Raw genomic sequence first — 22031 nt, 5'->3', positions numbered from 1 at the left:
GCTCCGAGCGCCGCCAGCAGATTATCGGGACAGCGTGAACGCAGCGCGCACGCCACCCGAGCGCACGATGATCAGCGACGACCGCCCTTGGCCTTGCGCTCCCGCACCCGCACCGAGATCCGCACCGGACTGCCCACGAACCCGAACGTCTCGCGGAACTTGCGCTCCAGGAACCGCCGGTACCCGGCCTCCAGGAACCCGGTGGTGAACAGCACGATCGTCGGCGGCCGCGACTGCGCCTGCGTGGCGAACAGGATCTTGGGCTGCCGGCCGCCGCGCACCGGCGGCGGGTTGGCCGCGACCAGCTCCGAAAGCCAGCCGTTCAACCGGCCGGTCGAGATCCGGGTGTCCCACGACTCCAGCGCGGTGCGCAGCGTCGGCGCCAGCTTCGCCACCGCCCGGCCGGTCTTGGCCGACACGTTGACCCGCTCGGCCCACCGCACCCGCACCAGCTCGCGGTCGATCTCCTTCTCCAGCTGGTGGCGGCGGTCCTCGTCGACCAGGTCCCACTTGTTGTAGGCGATCACCAGCGCCCGCCCGGCCTCCACGACCATGGTGAGCACCCGCAGGTCCTGCTCGCTCAACGGCTCCGAAGCATCGATGAGCATGATCGCCACCTCGGCCGCCTCGATGGCCGCCTTGGTGCGCAGCGACGCGTAGTACTCGGTGCCGCTGGCGGTCTTCACGCGCTTGCGCAGCCCCGCGGTGTCGACGAACCGCCACACCTCGCCGTCGAGCTCCACCAGCGAGTCCACCGGGTCCACGGTGGTGCCCGCGACGTCGTGCACCACCGACCGCTCTTCCCCGGTCAGCTTGTTGAGCAGGCTCGACTTGCCCACGTTCGGCTTGCCGACCAACGCGACCCGCCGCGGCCCGCCCGTCGCGCCGTAGATCTCGCGCGGCGTCTCCGGGAACGCGTCCAGCACGGCGTCCAGCAGGTCACCGGAACCGCTCCCGTGCAGCGCGCTGACCGGCCTCGGCTCGCCCAGCCCCAGCGACCACAGCGAATGCACGTCGGAGACGCCGCGCTGGTCGTCGACCTTGTTCGCGGCCAGCAGCACCGGCCGCTTGGACCGGCGCAGCACCCGCGCCACGGCCTCTTCCGTCTCGGTCGCGCCGACCCGGGCATCCACCACCAGCAGCACCGCGTCCGCGGTGTGCATGGCCAGCTCCGCCTGCGCCGCCACCGACGCCTGCAGGCCCTTGGCGTCCGGCTCCCACCCACCGGTGTCGACCAGCGTGAAGCGGCGCCCGTTCCACAGCGCGTCGTAGGCCACCCGGTCCCGGGTCACGCCCGGGACGTCCTGCACGACGGCTTCCCGGCGGCCCAGCAGCCGGTTCACCAGCGTCGACTTGCCCACGTTCGGGCGGCCGACCACGGCCAGCACCGGCTGCGGCTTCGGCGGCGCCTCGCCCTCGGGCGCTTCGACCTCGTCGAACTCAGCCCACTCGGCCTCGTCGGACCACGTGCCGTCCAGGCCTTCCACCGACTCGTCGGTCACGCTCGTTTCCCTCTCGAATAGTCTTGGTCCTGGTCCGCGACCAGCCGATCCAACTCGGCGATCAGCTCGACCAGTTCGGTGCGCACCGCCTCGGTCGCCACGACCAGCCCGGTGCGGCCCTTGCCCGCCGGCAGCGTGATCGGCTCCCCGAACAACACGTCGATCCTGGGTAGCAGCCTACGGCCCGCGCCCTCCGGACGACGCGTGCCCCGGCAGGCCACCGGCAGGACCTGCGCCTCCGACGCCCGCGCCAACCACGCCGCCCCGTGCTGCGCGTTCGCGACGTCGCCATCGCCGCGGGTGCCCTCCGGGAACACCCCGACCAGCCCGCCGGCCCGCAGCACCCGCACCGCCGCCAGCAGCGGCGTGCGGTCGGGTTCGCCGCGGCGCACCCCGATCTGCCCGATGCGGCGCAGGAACCAGCCCAGCGGCCCGCGGAACATCTCCTGCTTGATCAGGAACACCGCGTTGCGCGGGATCATTCCGAACAGCAGCGGCCCGTCCGCCATCGAACTGTGGTTGGCCACCAGCACGACCGGCCCGGTGCGCGGAATCCGCTCCGCACCGTGGATCCGCACCCGGTACGGCAACCGCACGATCCGCCGCGAAATCCACTGGCCGAACCGGTGCAAGCCGCCGGTCGCGCCCTCGGGCAGGGTCTCGTCGCTCATGGTGTCGTCCGCTCCGCCCCGGCCAGCAGGCCGCGGCTCTCCACGTGCTTGTGCAGCTGCTCGAGCACCTCCACCACGCCCAGATCCGTGGTGTCCAGCTCCACCGCGTCGTCGGCCTTCCGCAGCGGCGCGACCTTCCGCCCGGAGTCCAGCGCGTCCCGGCGCTGCACGTCGGCGTGCGTGCGGTCCAGGTCGCCGGCACGCCCCTCGGACACGTCCTGCGCCGTGCGGCGCTGCGCGCGGGCGTGCGCGGAAGCCGTCAGGTAGACCTTCAGACCCGCATCCGGCACCACCACGGTGCCGATGTCCCGGCCCTCCACGACCATGCCGCCCGGCGACTCCAACGCCTCGCCGATCAGCCGCCGCTGCTGGGCGACCAGCTGCTCGCGAACCTCGGCGACCGCCGACACCGCCGACACCGCACCGGTCACCTCCGGGCCGCGGATCTCCTGCCCCACGTCCGCGCCGTCCAGCGACACCGACGGCTGCTCCGGGTCGGTGCCCACGATCAGCGCCGCCGCCCGCACCACCCGCGCCACCTCGGCCGAATCCGACGGCTCGACCTCCGCGCGCAGCACGGCCAGCGTCGCGGCCCGGTACATCGCGCCGGTGTCGAGGTAGGTCGCCCCCAACGCGGACGCCAACTTCCGGGACACCGTCGACTTGCCGGTGCCCGAAGGGCCGTCGAGCGCCACCACACCGCGGAGCCTGGCGTGTGCCACGTGCATGTCCTTCCCGAGCCGGAACCGATCGGCCCGGCACCGGCCGGACCAACCGTCCATTCTGCCTGGTCCGCCGCCGCGCATCCCAATCGCGTCCAGATCCATCCGGACCGCGGGACAAATGCGAAAGATCTCCTAATACAGTCTTGGACGTGGACGTAACAGTGACCCCCTTGCCGGGGCTCGGCACGCAGCAGGACTTCACGACCCGCTCCGGCCACCGCATCGGCGTGATCACCTACCGCGACGGCCGGTTCGAGCTGATCGTCTCCGACCACGAGGACCCGGACAAGGTGGCCGCCTCGGTCGCGCTGACCACCACCGAGACCAGCACGCTGGCCAACCTGCTGGGCGCCCCGCAGCTGGTCGCGCAGCTCAACGAGCAGCAGAGCGAGGTCGCCGGGATCACCACCTGGCAGCTGTCCGTCGCCCAGGGCTCCCCGTACGACGGCCGGACCCTCGGCGACACCGAGATGCGCACCCGCACCTCGGTGTCGATCGTCGCCGTCGTCCGGGACGGCACCGTGCATCCCTCGCCGCGACCGGACTTCGTGTTCGCCGCCGGCGACCTGGTGGTCGTCGTGGGCACCTCGAAGGGGCTGCGCGCAGCCAGCGAAATCCTGGAAAAGGGCTGATCCAGCCCGCTCCGCACACTTTCCCGGCCACCGGACCGGGACACGCGTCACCAACGGCGGTCCAACGCGTGCCGAACCCCTAACAACTCCATACGCAGGGAACACGCGAGAGGAAACACGGTGCACGACACGGCGATCTCCCTAATAGAGCTGGGTGCGGTTTTCTTCGGTCTGGGCATCCTCGGGAGACTCGCATGGAAAATCGGGGTGTCACCGATCCCGCTCTACCTGCTGGGTGGGCTGGCCTTCGGCACAGGCGGCCTCGTCCCGCTTCACGGCATCGAGCCGTTCACCCACCTGGCATCCGAGATCGGCGTGGTCCTGCTGCTGTTGCTGCTGGGCCTGGAGTACTCCGCGGGTGAGCTCGTCACCGGCTTACGCCGCTCCTGGCTGGCCGGCATCGTCGACATCGTGCTGAACGCGGTGCCCGGCGCGCTGGTGGCGCTGCTGCTGGGCTGGGGCCCGCTCGGGGCGCTCACCATGGCCGGTGTCACCTACATCTCCTCCTCCGGCATCGTCGCGAAGGTGCTCGGCGACCTGGGCCGGCTCGGCAACCGGGAAACGCCGGTGATCCTGTCGATCCTGGTCTTCGAAGACCTGGCGATGGCCGTCTACCTGCCGATCCTGACCGCCGTGCTGGCCGGCGTCAGCTTCCTCGGCGGCCTCACCGCGGTCGGGGTCTCGCTGGTCGTGATCACCCTGGTGCTGGTCGTCGCGCTGAAGTTCGGCAAGTACGTCTCGGCCCTGATCGACAGCCCCGATCCGGAGGTCTTCCTGCTGCGCCTGCTGGGTTCGGCGCTGCTGGTCGCGGGCATCGCCTCGGAGCTGCAGGTCTCAGCGGCGGTCGGCTCGTTCCTGCTGGGCATCGCGATCTCCGGGTCCACGGCGGCGAACGCGACCCGGATGCTGGAGCCGCTCCGCGACCTGTTCGCCGCGCTGTTCTTCGTCGTGTTCGGCCTGAACACCGACCCCAGCCAGATCCCGCCGGTGCTGCCGATCGCGCTGCTGCTGGCGGTGGCGACCGTGGCGACGAAGGTGATCACCGGCTGGTTCGCCGCCCGGATGCAGGGCGTGGGCAAGATGGGCCGCTTGCGGGCCGGCGCCGCGCTGGTCGCCCGCGGCGAGTTCTCCATCGTCATCGCCGGCCTGGCGGTCGCCTCCGGCGCGGTGCCGGGCGAGCTCGCGGCGCTGGCCACGGCCTACGTGCTGCTGATGGCGATCCTCGGACCGGTGGCGGCCCGGGTCGTCGAGCCGGTGGCCCGGCTCTTCCTCCCCCGCCAGGTCAAGAAGGCCTGAACGAAGAGCCTTCGGCCGGTCCCGAGCGGGTCGGCCGAAGGCTCTCGTCCGGACGTTTAATTTCATTCAGTACTGAAGTCATTAACGCTGTAGACACGCCGGATCCGGTCCCGCCGACGCGAGACAGGATCCGAGGAACGTCAGAGGCCGACGGCCCGGTACAGCGAGCCGATCTCCTGCCGGTTCAGCGGCCGGATCGCGCCCGGGCGCTCGCTGGTCAGCCGCACGTCGCCGATCCGCGTCCGCACCAGGCGCTGCACCGGGAGGCCGACGTGCTTGAGCAGCCGCCGCACGATCCGGTTCCGGCCCTCGTGCAGCACGATCTCCACCAGGGACCGGTTCTGGTTCGTGTCGACCAGCTTGAACCGGTCCACCTTCACCGGGCCGTCCTCCAGCTCCACGCCGTCGCGCAGCCGCTGCCCCAGGTCCTTCGGGACCGACCCGAGCACCTCGGCCAGGTAGGTCTTGCGCACCTTGTACTTCGGGTGCATCAGCCGGTTCGCCAGCTCCCCGTCGTTGGTGATCAGCAGCAGGCCCTCGGTGTCCTGGTCCAGCCGGCCCACGTGGAACAGCTTGCCCTGGCGTTCCCGCAGGTAGTCACCGATGCACGGGCGCCCCTTGTCGTCCGACATGGTGCACAGGATGCCGGTCGGCTTGTTCAGCAGCAGGTGCGTCAGGTCGTCGTTGACCATCACCCGGTTGCCGTCCACGTGGATCACCGCGGTCGCCGGGTTGACGCGCCGTCCCAGCTCGGTGACGAGCTCGCCGTCGACCTCGATCCGACCCTCGACGATCATCTCCTCGGCCGCGCGCCGCGACGCCACCCCGGCCTGGGACAACACTTTCTGCAGCCGCACGCCTTCGGAATCGGCTTTGCTGGACGGGGAACGGTGCTCAGACGTCATCAATCGAATCCACTTCGGGCAACAAGGGGGCGAGCGGCGGCAACTCCTTCAGCGACGACAGCCCCAGCCGCTCCAGGAACAGCTCGGTCGTGCAGTACAGGATGCCGCCCGTCTCCGGGTCGGTTCCGGCCTCTTCGATAAGGCCGCGCCCCACCAGGGTACGGATGACGCCATCGACGTTCACACCCCGTACTGCCGCGACCCGCGAACGCGTCACGGGCTGCCGGTAGGAGATCACCGCGAGCGTCTCCAGCGCGGCGCGCGTCAGCTTCGAGCGCTGCCCGTCCAGCAGGTACCGCTCCACGTACGGCGCGTACGCATCCCGCGTGTAGAACCGCCAACCGTCCCCGACTCGCCGCAGGTCAATGCCCCGCTCGGCATCGGCGTAACCGTCGGAGAGCCGCCGCAGCGCAACCCGGATCCGGGCCACCGGCTGCTCCAGCGTGTCGGCCAGCAGCTCCTCGCCCGCCGGCACGTCCACCACGAGCAGCAGCGCCTCCAACGCGGCATCCAGCGCGCTGTCGGAGGTCAGGTCCGGCACACCCGCCGTCTCCACCGCCTCGGCCTCTGCCGCGGGCGCCTCGGGGCTCTCGTCGTTCACTGCCGTCACCCGTACTCCTCTTCCTCCTGGCTGGCGCGCTGCGCATCGGCTTCGACCTGCGCCTCCGCCACGCTGCCGCCCACCCAGCGCACGAGCAGCTCGCCCAGCGGGCTCTCCTGCTCGAACTGCAAGACCTTCTCCCGGTAGAGCTCCAGCAGGGCCAGGAACCGGGCCACCACCTCGACGGTGTGCCCGCAGTCCGACACGAGCTCCCCGAACGTCGCACTGCCCTTCTCCGCCAGCCGCACCCGCAGCAGCGCCGCGTGCTCGCGCACCGAAACGCCGTGCTGGTGGATGTGGTCCAGCGAAACGGTCGGCGGCGGCTTCGGCCGGAACACCGCGGCCGCGACCTCGGCGAACCGCTGCGGCGAGACCCCGATCTGCACCTCCGGCAGCAGGTTCGCGAACCGCTCCTCCACCGACACCGAGCGCGGGTAGCGCCGCAACGCCCCGGCCTCCAACTCGCCGAACAACGCGGCGACCTGCTTGTAGGCGCGGTACTGCAGCAGCCGGGCGAAGAGCAGGTCGCGGGCCTCCAGCAGCGCCAGGTCGGCCTCGTCCTCCACCTCCGCGGAGGGCAGCAGCCGCGCCGCCTTCAGGTCCAGCAGGGTCGCGGCGATCACCAGGAATTCGGTGGTCTCGTCCAGGTCCCACTGCTCGCCGAGCGCCTTGGTGTAGGCGATGAACTCGTCGGTGACCTTGTGCAGCGCCACCTCGGTGACGTCCAGCTGGTGCTGCGAGATCAGCTGCAGCAGCAGGTCGAAGGGGCCTTCGAAGTTCTCCAGCCGCACCGTGAACCGGCCGCTCGCGCCGGAGTCCTCGCTGGACCGTTCCTCCGGTACCGCGGGGTCTGTCACTCGCCGGGCTCCTGGAGGCGCCGGACCAGCACCGAGTCCGCGCCGTTGCGGTCGAGGTCGGCGAGCACCACCGCAACCGCCTCCCGCACCACCCGGCCCCGGTCCACGGCGATGCCGTGGTCGGCCCGCAATGCCAGCCGCGCCTGCTCCAAGCCCAGCAACTCCTCGTCGGACACGTACACGGTGATCTTCGAATCGTGCTTGCGCCGACCCGTACCGGACCGCCCAGCCGCGGGCTGCGCTGGCGCCGGCTCCGGCGGCTCCGCCTGATCCGTCCGAGGAACAGTAGTACGGAAGAGTTCGGCCGCGCCGGGCAGGGCGACCCGCCGCGTCATCGGGCGATCACCTCGCGCGCCAGCTCCCGGTACGCCTGCGCGCCGGCCGAGCGGGGCGCCCAACGGGTGATCGGCTCGCCGGCCACGGTGGTCTCCGGGAACCGCACCGTCCGGTTGATCACGGCGTCGAAGACGATGTCGCCGAACGCCTCCACGACGCGCGCCATCACCTCGCGGGAGTGCAGCGTGCGCGGGTCGAACATGGTCGCCAGGATGCCGCTGATCTCCAGCTTCGGGTTCAGCCGCTCCCGGACCTTCTCGATGGTGTCGATCAGCAGCGCCACGCCGCGCAGGCTGAAGAACTCGCACTCCAACGGGATTATCACGCCGTCCGCCGCGGCCAGCGCGTTCACCGTCAGCAGGCCCAGCGACGGCTGGCAGTCCACCAGCACGTAGTCGTACTCCCCCAGCGCCGGCTGCAGCACCCGGTGCAGGGTCTGCTCCCGGCCCACCTCGGCGACCAGCTGCACCTCGGCCGCGGAGAGGTCGATGTTGCTGGGCAGCAGGTCCATGCCCTCGACGCTGGTCTGCCGCACCACGTCCTGGACGGAGACCGGGCGCTCCATGATCACGTTGTAGATGGTCTGGTCGAGCTGGTGCGGCTGGACCCCGAGGCCGACCGAGAGCGCGCCCTGCGGATCGAAATCCACCAGCAGCACCCGGCGCCCGTACTCCGCCAGCGCTGCGCCGAGGTTGATCGTCGACGTGGTCTTCCCGACGCCGCCCTTCTGGTTGCACATCGCGAGCACCGACGCGGGACCGTGCCGGTCCAGCAGCGGCGGCTCCGGGATGTGCCGACGTGGCCGGCCAGTCGGACCGAGACCGCGCGGATTCGGCGCCAGGCCGACGTCCTCCGCACGACCCGTCGTCTCCGGGGCGATGCTCAGGTCGACCGCGCCCCTGGGCCGCCCTTCGGCGGCGGGCTGCGGTAGCGACATGGCGATCTGACTCCTTTGGTGCCGGTGGCGATCAAACGCAGCCTAAGTGGCATTCGTTACCAGCGGCAACGCGCCTCGCCGACGTATCGGAAGTTCCCTGTGATCTCCGTGTGATCAACGTCTACCCCCTGCGCCGCTAGCCCGCATTCGCAGGGTCACCAACTCACTCCGAAGCGTGTGCGCGCGGATGGGCCGTCGCGTAGACCTCCCGCAGCGTGTTGACCGTGATCAAGGTGTAGACCTGCGTCGTCGTGACCGAGGCGTGGCCCAGCAGTTCCTGCACCACGCGGACGTCGGCGCCGCCCTCCACGAGGTGCGTGGCGAAGGAGTGCCGCAGCACGTGCGGCGAAACCGAGCCGCCGATGCCGGCGCGCTGCGCGGCGATCTTCAACGCGTTCCACGCGCTTTGCCGGGACAGCCGGGTTCCGCGCGAATTGAGGAACACCGCGGCGGTTCCGCGCCCGCGCGCCGCCAGGCCGGGCCGGGCGCGCACCAGGTACGCGTCCAGCGCCGCCAGCGCCGGCCGGCCGATGGGCACCAGCCGCTGGCGGCCGCCCTTGCCGTCCAGCAGGACCGTGCGGTTGGTGCCGTCGATGTCGTCGAGGTCCAGCCCGACCGCTTCGGAGATCCGCGCCCCCGTCGAGTACAGCAGCTCCAGCAGCGCCCGGTCCCGCATGCCCCGGGCGTCGTCGCCACCGGCGTGGTCGAGCAGCTTCCCGACGTCGTCGATGGGCAGCGCCTTCGGCAGCCGCTTGGGCAGGCTCGGCGGCGCGACCTCGCGCGCGACGTCGACCGCCAGCTGCCCTTCGGCATGTGCGAACCGGTGCAGCCCGCGGGCGGCGACCAGGGCCCGCGCCGAGGACGAAGGTGCGAGCGCGGGCCGCTGCTCGGTGCCTTCCCGCAGCTCGGCCAGGAATCCGGACAGGTGTTCCGAGCGCACCTCGGCGAGCCCGGAAATCCCCTCCCCGACCAGGAATTCGGCGTACCGGCGCAGATCCCTGGCGTAGGAGTCGAGGGTGCTGCGGGCGGTGCCGCGCTCGACGGCGAGGTGGTCGAGGTATCCGGTGATCGCCCCGCGCAGGTCCGGCGGCAGCTCCTCGAAACCCCTCACCGGGCGGCGAAGCGCTGGGGCCGGTCCGGCCATTCGGCGTCCACCGGGCGCGGCTGCCCCCGGCCGTCGCGGACCGCCTGGGCGGCGAGCAGCCCGGCCACACCGGGACCGTTGACGATCTCCCCGGCCAGCGCCATCCGCACCGCCTCGGCCAGCGGGAAGCGCCGGATCACCAGGTCCGCTTCCTCGTCCCCGACCGCTGCCGGACGATCCACATCGGACAGTCCGGTGGCCAGGAACACCCGGATGCACTCGTCGGTGAAGCCCGGCGAGGTGGCGACGTCGACCAGCACCGACCAGTCCCGCGCCGCGAGCCCCGCCTCCTCGGCGAGCTCCCGCTGCGCCGTGCGCACCGGCTCCTCGCCCGCCACGTCCAGCAGCCCGGCCGGCAGCTCCCAGAGCCGCCGGCCGAGCGGATACCGGTACTGGTGGATCAGCACGACCTGGTCGTGCTCGTCCACCGCCACCACCGCGACCGCCCCGAGGTGCTCGACGACCTCGCGGCGCGCGTGCCCGCCGCCGGGCATCCCGACCTCGTCGGCCCGCAACGCGAGGATCTTCCCCACGTAAACGTCCTCGCTGGCCAGGGTGGTGAATTCGTGCTCGCCGCCGGTGCGCGCGACACCTTGCTCCGTCGTGTCCACGCCGCCACTTTAGAGCGAACGAAGATCACGCACTGGGCGCCGGCTCCTGGACGGGCTCCAGCTCCACCGGCAGCCGTTCCGCGGCGCGGTAGTCCAGGGCCGCCTTCACGAACGCCGCGAACAGCGGGTGCGGGCGGGTGGGACGGCTCTTGAGCTCCGGGTGCGCCTGGGTGCCCACGAAGAACGGGTGCACCTCGCGCGGCAGCTCGACGAACTCCACCAGCCGGTCGTCCGGTGAGGTGCCCGAGAACACCACGCCCGCCTTGCCCAGCCGGTCCCGGTAGGAGTTGTTCACCTCGTAGCGGTGCCGGTGGCGCTCGGCCACCTCGGTGGAGCCGTACGCCTCGGCGACGATCGAGCCCTCCTGCAGCTTCGCCGGGTACGAACCGAGCCGCATGGTGCCGCCCATGTCCCGGTCACCGGAGATCACGTCGTGCTGGTCGGCCATCGTGCTGATGACCGGGTGCTTGGCGGGCTCCTCGAACTCCGTGGAGTTGGCCCGCTCCAGACCGGCCAGCGAACGCGCCGCCTCGATCACCATGCACTGCAGACCCAGGCACAGGCCCAGCAGCGGGATGCCGTTGGTCCGCGCGTAGCGGATCGCGCCGAGCTTGCCCTCGATGCCGCGCACGCCGAAGCCGCCCGGGATCAGCACGCCGTCCATCCCGGACAGCGCCTGCGCCGCACCCGCGTCGGTCTCGCAGGTGTCCGAGCCGACCCAGGAGATCTCCACCTTCGCCCGGTGCGCGAACCCACCGGCGCGCAGCGCCTCGGTGACCGACAGGTAGGCGTCGGGCAGGTCGACGTACTTGCCGACCAGCGCGATCCGCACCCGCTCCGACGGGTTGTGCACCCGGTCCAGCAGGTCGCCCCACACCGACCAGTCGACGTCGCGGAACGGCAGCCCGAGCCGCCGCACCAGGTAGGCGTCCAGGCCCTCGCCGTGCAGCACCCGCGGGATGTCGTAGATCGACGGCGCGTCCGGGCAGGCCACCACGCCGTCCGAGTCCACGTCGCACATCAGCGCGATCTTGCGCTTGAGGTCCTCCGGCAGGTCCCGGTCCGCCCGGCACACCAGCGCGTCGGGCTGGATGCCGATGTTGCGCAGCGCCGCCACCGAGTGCTGCGTCGGCTTGGTCTTCAGCTCGCCCGAGGGCGCCAGGAACGGCACCAGCGACACGTGCAGGAAGAAGCAGTTGTCCCGGCCGACGTCGTGCCGGACCTGCCGGCAGGCCTCCAGGAACGGCAGCGACTCGATGTCGCCGACCGTGCCGCCGACCTCGGTGATCACCACGTCCGGCGTGCGGCCGTCCTCGTCCGGCTCGGCCATCGCCCGGATCCGGGCCTTGATCTGGTCGGTGATGTGCGGGATCACCTGCACCGTGTCGCCCAGGTACTCGCCGCGGCGCTCCTTGGCGATGACCGCCGAGTACACCTGGCCGGTCGTCACGTTGGCGTTGCGGGTCAGGTCGCGGTCCAGGAACCGCTCGTAGTGCCCGATGTCGAGGTCGGTCTCGGCGCCGTCCTCGGTCACGAACACCTCACCGTGCTGGAACGGGTTCATCGTTCCCGGATCGACGTTCAGGTACGGGTCGAGCTTCTGCATGGTCACCCGCAGGCCGCGGGAGGTCAGCAGTTCGCCCAGGCTGGATGCCGTGAGCCCCTTACCCAACGAGGAGGCCACGCCCCCCGTGACGAAAACGTGCTTGATCGTGCGTGCTTGCGGCACCAACAAAAGCTCCCCGTGGTCAAGCCGTCGCCTGGCTGGATTTCTGCACTGGCAGGACGGCTGGATCCGTCGCTCCCACGGAATTCCAGCCTAACGCACGACCACGAGGGCCGTGCACCGAGACCCGCCGCACGGCGTCGAGGCGACCGGCCAGGTCAACCGCCATCCGGCGGCCTACCCGCCGGTCACCGCCCGCATCCGCCGCGGTGGGCCGCCACGGTGAGCATCAACACTAGCCGCGGGTCTCCGGCACCGGACCCTGCGCGCTGCTCGCGACGCCGTAGTGCCCGGCCTGCCGCTCGGCCTGCTCCCGCAACGCCAGCACGATCGCCACCCGCCCCGAGGCGCTGTCCAGGTTGTCCACCGTGGACAACGACGACGCCAGCGCCGGATCCGCGCGCACGACGCCGACCGGCCCGGTCCCGTCCGCCGAGCCCGCGCCACCGGCGAGCACCGCGCCCTGGCCCACGCGGTCGAGCTGCGCCGCGAAGCGGGCCAGCGTCGCGGCCTTGTCGCCCGCCCGGTCGCTCTCGATCCGGCCGCCGGTGAGCACCACGGCGAGCTGCGCGGGCCGCAGGCCCGGCGAGGCGGTCGCGAAGCCGCCGCCGGCCAGGCCCGCGAACGCCGCCGCCCGCTCCTGGTCGCCGGTCTGCGGCTGCCCGCTCTGCGGGTTCAGCAGCGCCAGCGGCCCGATCAGGCCACCGGCCATGGTGCCGGGATCCGCCGCTGTGGGCAGCTGCACCCCGGCGGGCAGCAGCTCGGTGACCACGCGGCGCAACTGGTCCGCCCGACCCGGGTCGGCGAACGACTCGCCCAGCCGCACCTCGCCGGTGACGTCCGCACCCGCCGCGCGCAGCAGCTGCCCGACCGCGTCGCGCTGCTGGTCGTCGGCGTCGTCGGAGGTGATCAGCACGACGCTGCGCTGCGCCAGCTGGCCCTGCACGGCCATCGGCCCGACCGCGGAGCCGAACGTGTCCGCGGCCGCGACCTGCGCCTTGAGCGTCGTCCGCTCGGCGTTGAGGTCGTCGACCTGCGCCTGCAGGGACCGCTGCTCGTCGCCGACGCCCGCCAGCAGCCGGCCGCTGAGGGACGTGGAGCCGACGAGGACGCCCACGGCCAGCGCCAGGAAGACTGCGGCGATCGACACGATGTGGTACCGCAACGAGATCACGAGAAAAGCCCCTTGAGATAAGCGAAGACGGACTCAGCGGTGTCGGCGACCAGCCCCACGAACGCGGTGCCCAGCCCGGAGACCACCAGCGCCACGGCGGCCACCAGCAGCACCGCGAGGACCAGCAGCACGATCGCGCCGACCGGCGTCCGGCTGCGCTGCAGCGTCGCCACCGCGGCCCCGTCGATGACCTTGCTGCCCAACCGGAGCCGGGTGAGGAACGTCGACGGGTTCGAGCCGGAACGCCCGCGGTCGAGGAATTCGCCCAGCGTCGCGTGGAACCCGACCGTGATCACCAGGCTCGCCTTGTGCGCGTCGGCGAGCAGCAGCGCCAGGTCCTCCGGGTTTCCGGACGCCGGGAACGTCACCGCGCCGATCCCCAGGTCCTGTATGCGCTCCAGACCGGGCGCGTGCCCGTCGAGATGCGCCGGGATCACGAGCTCCGCGCCGCACTTGAGGGTGGCGGTGGCGATGGTGTCCGGGTCGCCGACGATGACGTCCGGCTTGTACCCGGCCTTGCGCAGCGTCTCGGCGCCGCCCTCCACCCCGATCAGCACCGGCCGGTACTCGCGGATGTACTTCTTCAGCCGCTGCAGGTCGTCGGCGTGGCCGTAGCCCGGCGCCACCACGAGCACCTGGCGCCCCTCCATCGAGATGCCGAGCTCGGGCACGCCGATGCCGTCGAGGATCAGCGTCCGCTCCTTGCGCAGGAACTCGATGGTGTTCGCCGAGAACGCCTCCAGCTGCGTCGACATCCCGGCCTTCGCCTCGATGAGCAAGTCGGCGACGGAGTTGGCGTCCTGCGAGGTCCCGCGCCCGACCTCCCGCTCCCCGACGAACACGCCGCCCTCGTGCAGCCGGATCTTCGCGCCGTCCTTGATCCGGTGCGCGACCTCCGGGCCGACCCCGTCGACCAGCGCGATGCCTGCCGACAGCAGCACCTCCGGCCCGAGGTTCGGGTAGCGCCCGGAGATCGACGGGGCGGCGTTGACCACCCCGATCACCCCGGCCGAGACCAGCGCTTCGGCCGTGCGCCGGTCCAGGTCCGCGTGGTCGATCACCGCGATGTCGCCGGACCGGACCCGGCGCAGCACATCACCCGGGCGCCGCTCCACCCTGGCGATCCCGACCACACCGGGCAGGCTTTCCTGCTGACGGGCAAGCAGACCGCTGAGTTTCATGCACCGATGGTGACAAATCGATCACCTGTTGTTGGTACGCCACGCCGATGCCGTTGGGCCGAACGGCCTACTTGCCGCTGCGTTCCCGCTTCTTGGGAGCCGCCTTGCCGCGCCGCCGGAAGCGGGCCTGCGCCAGCTTGTAGGCCGTCGCGGTGTCCAGGAGCTCCTCCGCGTGGGCCCGGCCGGTCTCCGTGGAATCCATCCCGGCCAGCATCCGCGCCAGCTCGACGACCCGCCGCTCGTCGGCGACGACCCGCACGTCGCTGCGGGTCAGCCCGCCGTCCGCGGCGCCCTTGTCCACCACCAGGTGGCGGTCGGCGTAGGCGGCGACCTGCGGCAGGTGGGTGACGACCACGACCTGGTGCGTCCGGGCCAGGCGTGCCAGCCGCCGCCCGATCTCCACCGCGGCCCGCCCGCCGACACCGGCGTCGACCTCGTCGAAGACCAGCGTCGGCACCGTGTCCGCGTCGGCGAGCACGACCTCCAGCGCCAGCATCACCCGGGACAGCTCACCGCCCGAGGCTCCCTTGTGGATCGGCAGCGCGGGCGCACCGGAGTGCGCGATCAGCTGCAGCTCGACCTCGTCGACCCCGTCCGGGCCGGCGTGCAGGGTCCGGCCCTGCACGGGCAGCGCGTTCGGGTCGCCGGAATCGGCTTCCTTCGGCTCGACGACGACCTCCAGCCGCGCCTGCGGCATCGCCAGCCCGTCGAGTTCCTCGGAAACCGCCGCGGAGAGTCCCACCGCGGCTTCCTTCCGCGCCTCCGACACCGCGACCGCGTGCTCGGCGAGCTCCACCGCGAGCTCGTCGCGCCGCGCGGCCAGCGCCGCCAGCGCCTCCTCGGAGGTGTCCATCCCGGACAGCCGGCTGCGCGCTTCGTCGGCCCACGCCAGCACGCCGTCGACGTCCGCGGCGTACTTCTTGATCAGCTGCTTCAGCTCGGCCTGCCGGGCCAGCACCTGCTCCAGCCGGGCCGGGTCGGCGTCCAGCCGGTCCAGGTAGCCGCCGAGCTCGCCGCCCACGTCGGCCAGCACCGCGACGGCCTCGGCCACCCGCGGCTCCAGCTCCCGCAGCGCCGGGTCCTCGGCGCCGCCGAGACGCCGCCGAGCCTCGCCGACCAGGCCGATCGCGCCCGGCGCATCCGGGTCGCCGTCGACCGCGCCGGTGAGCGCCAGATGAGCCGCCGTCGCGATCTCCCGGAGCTGGTCGACGTCCGCGAGCCGCCGCGCCTCGTCGACCAGCGCGACGTCCTCGCCGGGTTCCGGCGCGACGGCCTCGATCTCGGCCAGCCCGTGCCGCAGCAGCTCCGCTTCCCTGGCCAGCTCCCGCGAACGTTCGGTGCGCTCGGTCAGCTCCCGCACCGCCTCGGCCCACTCCGCGCGGACCCGCTGGTAGTCGGCGAGCACGTGCAGCACGGGCTCGCCGGCGAACCGGTCCAGCACCGCGCGCTGCTCGCCGGACCGCAGCAGCCGCAGCTGGTCGTTCTGGCCGTGCACGGCCAACACCTGCTCCGCCAGCTCGGAAAGCACGGCGTTGGGCACCGACCGGCCGCCGAGGTGCGCTCGCGACCGGCCGTCGGCCGTCACGGTCCGCACCGCGATCAGGCTGCCGTCGTCGTCGGGTTCGGCCCCGGCATCGGCGGCGACCTTGGCCGCCGGCGAGTCGATCGTCGTCTGGAACCGGCCCTCCACGACGGCACGCTGCGCACCGGACCGGACGCGCGAGGCATCGGCCCGACCACCACCGAGCAGGTGCAGCCCGGTGACCACCATCGTCTTACCGGCGCCGGTCTCACCGGTGACCACGGTCAGGCCGGCATGCAGTGCGAGCGTGGCGTCGTCGATGACGCCCAGTCCCTGGATGCGCATCTCCGCCAACACATCAAGCACCCTATCGGCATCCCCCGAGCAGTGGTGCCCCGCTGGGGTGATCAGCGCATGAATTGAAATTGTGGCCGTGTGCCGCTGTGCAGGCGCGCCGCCGCGGATCAGCGGGCGGTGGCCGGGCCGCGCCAGCCCTGGACCGGGAGCTCGAACTTGCGCACCAGGCGATCGGTGAAGGCCGTGTCGTGCAGCCGCACCAGGCGCAGCGGCGTGCTCCCGGCGACCACCTCGACCCGCGCGCCCGGCGGCAGGTCGAACTGCCGCTGACCGTCGCAGAACAGCACCGCGTGGTGGCCGTGCTGGTCGATCTCCAGCGCCACCAACGACTTCTGCGACACCACCAGCGGGCGGGCGAACAGCGCGTGCGCGTTGCTCGGCACGACCAGCAGCGCCTGCACCTCCGGCCACACGACCGGGCCGCCCGCGGAGAACGCGTACGCCGTGGAACCGGTCGGGGTGGAGCACAGCACGCCGTCGCAGCCGAACGCCGACACCGGGTGGCCGTCGACCTCCACGACCAGGTCCAGGATCCGCTCCCGGCTGCTCTTCTCGACGCTCGCCTCGTTCAGCGCCCAGGTGCGGACCAGGACCTCGCCGTCGAGCTTCGCGGTGACCTCGATGGTCATCCGCTCCTCGACGTAGTAGCGGGACTCGACGACGGCGGCCACCGCCTCGTCGAGCGCGTCGGAATCGGCCCCGGCCAGGAAGCCAACCCGGCCGAGGTTCACCCCGAAGACCGGCACGTCGGCCAGTCGCGCGATTTCCGCTGCGCGCAGGAGCGTCCCGTCACCGCCCAGCACCAGGACGAGTTCCGTGCCCGCGGCCGCCTCCGGGCCGGGCTCGACCACCCGGAGGTAGCAGTCGGAGCTGAGCTCCGGGGCCTCCTCCGCGAGCACCCGCACGCACAGGCCCGCGTCGATGAGCTGACCGGCGACCTTCTCCGCGGTGCGCATGTTGTGCTGCCTGCCGGTGTGCACCACCAGCAGCACCTCTCGGGTCAACTCCACTCCTTCAACGGTGCGAGCTCTTGCCTGAAGTCTGGGGTCCCTGCCGGACCGCGTCCAACACGAGCGCCTCCGCCGCATCCGCATCGGTGCTCGCGCCGGGCCGCAGCCAGGCGAAGTACTCGACGTTGCCCGACGGACCGGGCAACGGGCTTGCCACGACACCGCGCAGGCCGAGGCCCAGATCGGCGGCGAACCGCACGACCTCGAGGACCGCTTCCGCCCGCAGCTCGGGATCGCGTACCACGCCACCCGAGCCTAGCCGCTGCTTGCCCACCTCGAACTGCGGTTTGATCATCGGCACCAGATCGGCTTCCGGCGTGGCGCAGGCGGCCAGCGCGGGCAGCACCAGCTTCAGCGAGATGAACGACAGGTCGGCCACCACCAGGTCCACCTGGCCGCCGATGTCCTCCGGGGTCAGCGACCGCACGTTCGTCCGGTCGTGGATCCGCACCCGCTCATCGGTCTGCAGCTTCCAGACCAGCTGCCCGTAACCGACGTCGACGGCCACCACCTCGCGCGCTTCGCGGCGCAGCAGCACATCGGTGAACCCGCCGGTGGACGCGCCGGCGTCCAGGCAACGGCGGCCCGCGACGGTCAGCCCGGCCGGCTCGAACGCCTCCAGCGCCCCCACCAGCTTGTACGCGCCGCGCGACGCCCAGCCCGGGTCGTCGACGTCCTCGGCGACCACCACCGGGGCATCGATCTCGACCGCGGTCGCGGCCTTGCGGGCCACCATGCCGCGCACGCTCACCCGCCCGGCGGTGACCAGTTCCGCGGCGTGTTCACGGGATCGGGCAAGCCCGCGACGAACCAGTTCGGCATCCAACCGCGCCTTGCGTGGCACTACCGTCAGCTCCTGTGTGCACTCGTTCCGGAGAGGAGGTTGTCCGCCTTCGACAGCGCATCGGTGAGCGCGGCGTGCACCGCCTCGAACCGTTCGACGTGCTCGGCGACCGGCAGTTCCCGCACCTCGTCGAGACGGGCTACCGCCGCCGCGATGGCGTCGACCGCCGGCTGACCGTCGTCGGCCGGGCGCGCCAGCATCGCGGGGTTCGGCGCCTGCTGCCACGGAGAGGTCATCCGCTCCTGCTCCCATCGATCACGCCGCGATGGCTGTAGCGGCGACGCGTCCACGCTAGCGGAACGCCCCGACGACGCCGCCGCGACATGCGCCGGTCAGGCCAAACCCAGTTCCCGCAACGCATCCTGCGCGCGCTCGTCGGCTCCGCGCACGGCGACCGGACCCGACGACGCCGCCCACCACGCGGCGCAGAGCGCGCGGAGCGCCGAGATCGCATCGCCCGGCTGTTCCCCGGCCTGCGCGGCCAGTTCCAGCGAGTCGCTGCCGACGCTGACCTGCCACCCGGGCTGTGCGCCGATCGCGACCTCGTCGGCCGACTGGTTCAGAGCGCGCAGATCCGCGCCGACGTAGCCGGGCCGCATGTCGGCGGTGGCTTCCAGCAGGTCCCGCGCCGTGCTGACGCCGGTCAGCACCATGAGCACAGGCATCGCGGCGTTGACCGCGCCCGCGATGTCGGTGTCGAGCCGGTCGCCGACCATCAGCGGCGCCTCGGCCCCGGCGGAAGCGACGGCGCGGTCCAGCAGCGGCCGCTCGGGCTTGCCCGCCACCAGCGGTTCCTGATCGGTGGCCGCCTGCACGAGCGCGACGAGCGCACCGTTCCCGGGCGCCAGGCCGCGCTCGGTCGGCAGCGTGCGGTCGCCGTTGCAGGAGACCCACAGCGCGCCGGCGCGGATCGCCAGGCACGCCTCGGTGAGGTCGCGGTACCCGATCTCGGTGTACAGCCCCTGCACCACCGCGACCGGCTCGTCGGTGAACTCGCGGACCGGCACCAGCCCCGCCTTGTCCACTTCGGACACCAGCGCGGGCGAACCGACGACCAGCACCTTCGACCCCGGCGGCAGCTTCTCGGCCAGCATCGCGGCACCGGCCTGGGCGCTGGTGCTCACCTCGGTCCGGTCCGCGTCCAGGCCGAGGCCGACGAGGTGGTCGGCCACGGCCTGGTCCGGCTTGGACGCGTTGTTGGTCACGTAGCGGACCGGGACGCCGCGGCGGTGCACTTCCTGGATCGCCTCCAGCGCACCGGGGACGAGTTCACCGCCGCGGAACACCGTGCCGTCGAGGTCGAACAGCACGACATCATGACCGTCGAGAAGCGTGCCGCTCACTGCGCTCGCGCGCCCCCTCCTGCGTTGTCGGCATCGGCGTCCTGCTCGGTCGCCTTGTCATCCGCCGTCTTGTCATCCGCCGCTTCGCCGTCGGCGGCCTTGTCATCGACGGCCGCTTCGGAATCGGCCTCTTCGTCTTCTTCGAGCTTCTCGTCGAGCTCGTCGAAGTCGTCGTCGACCTCGGCAGCGTCGTCGTCGAGGTCATCGTCGTCGCCGATCTCGGCTGCCTCTGCCTCGGTGACGAGCTCCTCGACCACGTCCGGGCCGCCCAGCTTCTCGGCGAGCTCCTCGAGGCGGTCGGGGGCGTCGGTCTCGTCCTCGTCGTCGGCGTTGGCCGCGTGCACGAACCAGGTGAAGGCTTCCCGCTCCCGTCCGGCCGCCGCCAGGTTGTCGGCGTAGGCGTAGAACAGGCGCGCGCTCCACGGCTCCTGGCGCTTCGGGTCCAGCTCCGCGATCTGCAGGCTCACCACCGACGCCTCGATCTCACCGAGGTCCCGGCGCGCACCCGCGGCGACGATGCGCAGCTCGACCGAGTCCTCCTGGTCGAGCTGGGTGGCCTCCTCGCTGCGGCTGAGCTCCACGGCGCGCTCCGGGCGCCCCATCGCGCGCTCGCAGTCGGCCATGATCGCCAGGTGCCCGGGACCGCCGGCCATCCGCCGGGCGGCGCGCAGCTCCGAAAGCGCCTCGTTCCACTCGCCCGTCAGGTAGGCGGCGAGGCCGTTGCCCTCGCGCACCGAAGGAATGCGCGGTGCCCGCTGACGGGCATACCGCGCGTGCTCCAGGGCGCGCTCCGGCTCCGAGTCGATCAACTGGCCGGCGGCGATCAGGTGCAGCGCGACGTTGTCGGCCAGGCCCTTGGGCAGCGTCAGCAGCTCGCGGCGGATCTCGATGTCGAGATCACCGGGCGACAGGCCCTCGGGCAGCTGGGGCTCCGTCGGCCTCGGCGTCGACTCGACGGCGGCCTCGTCGCGGGACTCGGCCCGCGGCGAGTCGTGCCGGTAACCACCCTGGTCCCGACGTCCACCGTCGCGGGGTCCGCCCCGCCGGTCTCCGCCTCGGTGGTCTCCGCCTCGGTGGTCCCCACCACGACGGTCCCGGTCCGGGCGCCCGCCGCGGTCGCGGTCGAACCGGTCTCCCTGCGGACGCGGCCGGTCGTCCCGCCGGCGGTCATCACGACGGTCGTCGCGGCGCGGCCGGTCGTCACGCGGCCGGTCGTCGCGGGGCCGGTCGTCACGCGGGCGGTCGTCACGGCGGCGGTCGTCGAAGCGGGGCTTCCCGGGCCGGTCGTCACGGCGGAAGCCACCGCGGTCGTCGCGACGATCGTCGCGGCGGAAGCCACCCCGATCGTCACGGCGGTCATCCTTGCGGAATCCACCGCGGTCGTCCTTGCGGAACCCACCGCGGTCGTCCTTGCGGAATCCACCGCGGTCATCCTTGCGGAACCCACCGCGGTCGTCCTTGCGGAAATCTCCACGGTCGTCACGGCGTGGGCGGTCGTCTCGGCCCCGGTCGTCGCGGCGGAAGCCGCCACGGTCATCGCGGCCTCGGTCGTCGCGGCGGAAGTTGTCGCGGTCATCGCGGCCTCTGTCGTCGCGGCGGAAGTTGTCGCGACGCGGGCGATCGTCACGGCGGCCGCGGTCGTCCTGTCCGCGGTCGTCCCGGCGGTCGTCGCGCCGGAAGTCGCGGCGGTCGTCACGTCCCCTGTCGTCGCGACGGAAGTCATCACGACGCGGGCGATCGTCACGGCGGAAGCCACCGCGGTCATCACGCCTGTCATCCCGGCGGAAGCCGCCACGGTCGTCGCGACGGTCGTCCCGCCGGAAACCGCCCCTGTCGTCGCGACGGTCATCACGGCGGAAACCGCCGCGGTCATCGCGACGCGGGCGGTCATCACGGCGGTCGAAGCCGCGGTCTCGGCCGTTCTGGTCGTTGAAACGGCGCGGCCGGTCGTCGCGGTCGTCGCGACGGAAACCACCTCGGTCGTCACGGCGCGGACGGTCATCGCGACGGTCGTCGCGGCGGAAGCGGTTGTCGCGGTTGTCGGAGTCACGGCGGAAACCGCCGCGATCGTCGCGGTGGCCGCCGGGGCGCCCGCCCTGACCGTGGGGCCGGTCGCGGTCGCGGCCGGCGCCGAAGTTGTCGCGGCCGCCCCGGTCGTCCCGGTTCCGGTCGTCGCGATCATTGCGGTAACCGCGGTTGTCGCGGTCGCCGAAGCGGCGCGGGCCGCCACCGTCGCGGTCCCGGCGGGGGCCGCCGTGGGAACCGCGCCGATCGAAGTTTCCGCGGCCGCCCTGGCCGCCTCGGCCGGCACCGGCCCCACGGCGAGGACCGCCGCTCCTGTCGTCGGAACCGGACACCGAACCTCCTGAAGCAGAAAATACTGAAGTTCCCACCAGGGTAGTCCCACCTGATGGCGGGTCTCGGCGGGTGGCACCCCTGATGTGAGCGGGGGCAACTCGTGTGAACCGTGCGGCGCCCGAACAGCGCAGCAACGGCTCCCGGACAAAAAAGAAGGGGCCGACCGGAGATCCGTCCCCAAGGACGGGTCCGGTCGGCCCCTTTAAATAATGTGTCGGCGGTGTCTTACTCTCCCACACCCTGTCGAGTGCAGTACCATCAGCGCTGGGGAGCTTAGCTACCGGGTTCGGAATGGGACC

The 22031-nt window shown here is 72.1% G+C and carries 22 protein-coding genes and 1 rRNA gene; 3 read left to right on the top strand and 20 right to left on the bottom strand.

The window, feature by feature from the left end; genetic code table 11:
* Positions 1-71 precede the first annotated feature (71 nt).
* From der to cmk, 3 genes are read right to left on the bottom strand one after another with little or no spacing between them, the layout of a single operon-like run.
* Entirely contained in the window at positions 72-1502 is a 1431-nt protein-coding gene (der, locus tag AB0H93_RS41300) for a ribosome biogenesis GTPase Der (RefSeq protein ID WP_358581703.1), read from the bottom strand.
* A complete protein-coding gene (locus AB0H93_RS41295) occupies positions 1499-2173 on the bottom strand; it encodes a lysophospholipid acyltransferase family protein (protein ID WP_358581701.1) in 675 nt (224 codons plus the stop codon). The genes der and AB0H93_RS41295 overlap by 4 nt, the downstream gene beginning before the upstream one ends.
* On the bottom strand, positions 2170-2901 hold the full coding sequence (cmk, locus tag AB0H93_RS41290; protein WP_358581698.1) for a (d)CMP kinase: 732 nt from the start codon (positions 2899-2901) through the stop codon (positions 2170-2172). The genes AB0H93_RS41295 and cmk overlap by 4 nt, the downstream gene beginning before the upstream one ends.
* Before the next feature lie 146 nt (positions 2902-3047).
* Between cmk and AB0H93_RS41285 the strand changes: the two genes are divergently transcribed.
* Together AB0H93_RS41285 and AB0H93_RS41280 are read left to right on the top strand one after the other, a co-directional pair.
* Complete coding sequence (locus AB0H93_RS41285) at positions 3048-3530, top strand: TrkA C-terminal domain-containing protein (RefSeq protein ID WP_132493366.1); 483 nt, start codon at positions 3048-3050, stop codon at positions 3528-3530.
* A gap of 120 nt (positions 3531-3650) precedes the next feature.
* The gene (locus AB0H93_RS41280) at positions 3651-4826 is read left to right on the top strand and encodes a cation:proton antiporter (RefSeq protein ID WP_132493367.1); all 1176 of its coding nucleotides are present in this window, start codon (positions 3651-3653) and stop codon (positions 4824-4826) included.
* Positions 4827-4966: 140 nt separating this feature from the next.
* Here AB0H93_RS41280 and AB0H93_RS41275 read toward each other — a convergent pair whose 3' ends face one another.
* From AB0H93_RS41275 to AB0H93_RS41200, 16 genes are all read right to left on the bottom strand, one after another.
* A complete protein-coding gene (locus tag AB0H93_RS41275; protein ID WP_358581694.1) occupies positions 4967-5731 on the bottom strand; it encodes a pseudouridine synthase in 765 nt (254 codons plus the stop codon).
* On the bottom strand, positions 5721-6287 hold the full coding sequence (gene scpB / locus AB0H93_RS41270; protein WP_358581748.1) for an SMC-Scp complex subunit ScpB: 567 nt from the start codon (positions 6285-6287) through the stop codon (positions 5721-5723). Before scpB ends, AB0H93_RS41275 begins: the two co-directional genes overlap by 11 nt.
* A 50-nt stretch (positions 6288-6337) precedes the next feature.
* Positions 6338-7189 (bottom strand): segregation/condensation protein A, encoded by an 852-nt coding sequence (locus tag AB0H93_RS41265; protein WP_358581692.1) that lies wholly within the window; start codon positions 7187-7189, stop codon positions 6338-6340.
* Positions 7186-7524, bottom strand: a complete 339-nt coding sequence (locus tag AB0H93_RS41260; RefSeq protein WP_358581690.1) for a hypothetical protein — start codon at positions 7522-7524, stop codon at positions 7186-7188. The genes AB0H93_RS41265 and AB0H93_RS41260 overlap by 4 nt, the downstream gene beginning before the upstream one ends.
* A complete protein-coding gene (locus AB0H93_RS41255) occupies positions 7521-8462 on the bottom strand; it encodes a ParA family protein (protein ID WP_093277037.1) in 942 nt (313 codons plus the stop codon). The genes AB0H93_RS41260 and AB0H93_RS41255 overlap by 4 nt, the downstream gene beginning before the upstream one ends.
* A 163-nt stretch (positions 8463-8625) precedes the next feature.
* Positions 8626-9573, bottom strand: a complete 948-nt coding sequence (locus tag AB0H93_RS41250; RefSeq protein ID WP_132493371.1) for a site-specific tyrosine recombinase XerD — start codon at positions 9571-9573, stop codon at positions 8626-8628.
* The gene (locus AB0H93_RS41245) at positions 9570-10217 is read right to left on the bottom strand and encodes an NUDIX hydrolase (RefSeq protein WP_358581687.1); all 648 of its coding nucleotides are present in this window, start codon (positions 10215-10217) and stop codon (positions 9570-9572) included. The genes AB0H93_RS41250 and AB0H93_RS41245 overlap by 4 nt, the downstream gene beginning before the upstream one ends.
* Before the next feature lie 25 nt (positions 10218-10242).
* Positions 10243-11949, bottom strand: a complete 1707-nt coding sequence (locus AB0H93_RS41240; RefSeq protein ID WP_358581684.1) for a CTP synthase — start codon at positions 11947-11949, stop codon at positions 10243-10245.
* Positions 11950-12178: 229 nt separating this feature from the next.
* The gene (locus AB0H93_RS41235) at positions 12179-13117 is read right to left on the bottom strand and encodes a copper transporter (RefSeq protein WP_358581681.1); all 939 of its coding nucleotides are present in this window, start codon (positions 13115-13117) and stop codon (positions 12179-12181) included.
* On the bottom strand, positions 13114-14298 hold the full coding sequence (gene steA, locus AB0H93_RS41230; RefSeq protein ID WP_358581678.1) for a putative cytokinetic ring protein SteA: 1185 nt from the start codon (positions 14296-14298) through the stop codon (positions 13114-13116). Before steA ends, AB0H93_RS41235 begins: the two co-directional genes overlap by 4 nt.
* 67 nt (positions 14299-14365) lie before the next feature.
* Complete coding sequence (recN, locus tag AB0H93_RS41225; RefSeq protein ID WP_358581746.1) at positions 14366-16177, bottom strand: DNA repair protein RecN; 1812 nt, start codon at positions 16175-16177, stop codon at positions 14366-14368.
* A 107-nt stretch (positions 16178-16284) separates the two neighbouring features.
* The gene (locus AB0H93_RS41220; RefSeq protein WP_358581675.1) at positions 16285-17187 is read right to left on the bottom strand and encodes an NAD kinase; all 903 of its coding nucleotides are present in this window, start codon (positions 17185-17187) and stop codon (positions 16285-16287) included.
* 4 nt (positions 17188-17191) lie between these two features.
* Positions 17192-18031 (bottom strand): TlyA family RNA methyltransferase, encoded by an 840-nt coding sequence (locus AB0H93_RS41215; protein WP_358581672.1) that lies wholly within the window; start codon positions 18029-18031, stop codon positions 17192-17194.
* Between the two features lie 5 nt (positions 18032-18036).
* Positions 18037-18267 (bottom strand): hypothetical protein, encoded by a 231-nt coding sequence (locus tag AB0H93_RS41210; RefSeq protein WP_207954763.1) that lies wholly within the window; start codon positions 18265-18267, stop codon positions 18037-18039.
* A gap of 96 nt (positions 18268-18363) precedes the next feature.
* Positions 18364-19374, bottom strand: coding sequence for an HAD-IIA family hydrolase (locus tag AB0H93_RS41205; protein ID WP_358581668.1), 1011 nt, complete (start codon positions 19372-19374; stop codon positions 18364-18366).
* Positions 19371-20108 (bottom strand): hypothetical protein, encoded by a 738-nt coding sequence (locus AB0H93_RS41200; protein ID WP_358581665.1) that lies wholly within the window; start codon positions 20106-20108, stop codon positions 19371-19373. Before AB0H93_RS41200 ends, AB0H93_RS41205 begins: the two co-directional genes overlap by 4 nt.
* 93 nt (positions 20109-20201) lie before the next feature.
* Between AB0H93_RS41200 and AB0H93_RS41195 the strand changes: the two genes are divergently transcribed.
* The gene (locus AB0H93_RS41195; protein WP_358581662.1) at positions 20202-21743 is read left to right on the top strand and encodes a hypothetical protein; all 1542 of its coding nucleotides are present in this window, start codon (positions 20202-20204) and stop codon (positions 21741-21743) included.
* Between the two features lie 201 nt (positions 21744-21944).
* Here the strand turns inward: AB0H93_RS41195 and rrf are convergent.
* Positions 21945-22031: ribosomal RNA gene (gene rrf, locus AB0H93_RS41190) — 5S ribosomal RNA — on the bottom strand; the annotation flags it as partial.

Source organism: Saccharopolyspora sp. NPDC050642, from assembly GCF_040654735.1.
GTDB classification, from domain to species: Bacteria; Actinomycetota; Actinomycetes; order Mycobacteriales; family Pseudonocardiaceae; genus Saccharopolyspora; species Saccharopolyspora elongata.
This window is presented reverse-complemented; position numbering and strand designations above follow the sequence as displayed.